This is a genomic window from Microcystis sp. LE19-10.1B, from assembly GCF_027530565.1.
GTDB lineage: Bacteria > Cyanobacteriota > Cyanobacteriia > Cyanobacteriales > Microcystaceae > Microcystis > Microcystis aeruginosa.
In genome coordinates this window covers 1-1,469 of sequence record NZ_JAPZQM010000394.1, presented here as the reverse complement: position 1 = coordinate 1,469, position 1,469 = coordinate 1, and the positions used below count along the sequence as shown (strand labels likewise).

Genomic DNA, 1,469 nt, shown 5'->3' with positions numbered 1-1,469 from the left:
GTAGGAAAGCATGGGGATGAAGGTATGATAGCGAGATATGTAAAAGAACAAGATAAAGAATACCTGCAGCTACACCAAAATCTACAATTGAGTCTATTTTGATTCTGATACCCCGTCCGCTTGCGGCGGGGTAGTTCATTAGCTTTATTTTTTTTGTCTGTCTCTATTGTTTTGGTTTCTAGCATAATTCCGTTTACTGGTAACTTTTGTAACAATTTTTGGCTCTTCGGTTTGTGTTATGCAATAGACGGGGGTTATAAGGGATGGAACCCTTATAGAGAAAGGCATTTAGCGATTTTTGTCAATTGTTTTTGCTCTAGAGCGAACTAATCAATTAAGTCTCTTGCCAGATAAGGATTTAGTCGATTTATGCCCCCCTATCGAACCATACCAAGTAACGAAGAACCGTAAACTTGAAGGGAAACTTGAAGGGAAGCTTGAAGGGAAATTAGGGCTCTTCGGTTTGTGTTATGCAATGGATGGGGGTTATAAGGAATGAAACCCTTATAGAGACAGACATTACCGCAATTTTTGTCAATTGTTTGCGATCTAGAGCGAACTAATCAATTAAATCTCTTGCCAGATAAGGATTTAGTCGATTTATGCCCCCATATCGAACCATACCAAGTCCCGAAGAGCCGAAATTAGAAACAATTCCCCTTCTGGTTAGGTGGGGACTTAATGAAGAACAAATTGCACGGGAATTAAATCTAAGAGTTGAGATTGTTCGTCAATTTATTACTAATCAGAACAATTAAAACTTTTGAGAGATTGCTTCGGGGGGTGAAGAAGCGGGGAGCAGGGGAGAGGGGGAGCAAGGGAGTACGGGTTTTTGCTTTTGCTCTTCTGCTGTCTCCCTTTTCCGGCTCACGAGTGCTAGAAGATTTAGGTTCAGGGAGATGAACCCGTCTATCTCGCAGTCTGTCCAAAATCTGTTAAAATTATAAGATGCTAAAAAGTCTGCGCTATAATACTCAGCTAGGATGATATAAAAGTAATTATGGAGAAGCGATGAACACTATCCAACTGACACCGGAAATAGAAGATTTGATTGCTCAACAAATTAAAACAGGAAAATATCAAGATGATTTAGCCGTTATTCAAGAGGGATTGCGTTTATTGGCAGAAAGAGACAGAATTTACCGAGGAAGATTTGAAGAATTGAAACGGGAAGTTATGATTGGCGTTGAGGAATTAAGACGACAGGAAGGAATTAATGGCGAAGAGGTTTTTTCAGAATTAGAAGAAGATTTACAACAAATAGAGGCTAAAGTTTTCCCAATGAGTCAGAAATAATGTCAAAGATTATTTGGTTCTTCGGTAATTGTTATGCAATGGACGGAGTTATAAGGGATGAAACCCTTATAGAGAAGGACATTGATGCGATTTTTGTCAATTGTTTTTGCTCTAGAGCGAACTAATCAATTAAGTCTCTTGCCAGATAAGGATTTAGTCGATTTATGCCCCCC

Annotated in this window: 3 protein-coding genes and 1 pseudogene; all 4 read left to right on the top strand. The window is 39.1% G+C overall.

The annotated features are described in order from the left end of the window. A pseudogene (locus tag O9332_RS14320) lies at window positions 1–102 on the top strand (IS200/IS605 family transposase); the annotation flags it as partial. 196 nt (window positions 103–298) lie between these two features. Next, window positions 299–499 carry a hypothetical protein gene (locus tag O9332_RS14315; protein WP_502846654.1) on the top strand — a complete coding sequence of 67 codons (201 nt, stop codon included), beginning with the start codon at window positions 299–301 and terminating at the stop codon, window positions 497–499. A gap of 103 nt (window positions 500–602) precedes the next feature. Further along, window positions 603–758 carry a hypothetical protein gene (locus O9332_RS14310; RefSeq protein ID WP_196219899.1) on the top strand — a complete coding sequence of 52 codons (156 nt, stop codon included), beginning with the start codon at window positions 603–605 and terminating at the stop codon, window positions 756–758. Between the two features lie 253 nt (window positions 759–1,011). Continuing rightward, entirely contained in the window at window positions 1,012–1,296 is a 285-nt protein-coding gene (locus O9332_RS14305; protein ID WP_002764059.1) for a ribbon-helix-helix domain-containing protein, read from the top strand. The last annotated feature ends 173 nt before the right edge of the window (window positions 1,297–1,469 follow it).

Excerpts from the sequence above, each read along its gene's own strand:
- O9332_RS14310 (WP_196219899.1), top strand. The coding sequence starts at position 603 with ATGCCCCCATATCGAACCATACCAAGTCCCGAAGAGCCGAAATTAGAA.
- O9332_RS14305 (WP_002764059.1), top strand. The coding sequence starts at position 1,012 with ATGAACACTATCCAACTGACACCGGAAATAGAAGATTTGATTGCTCAA.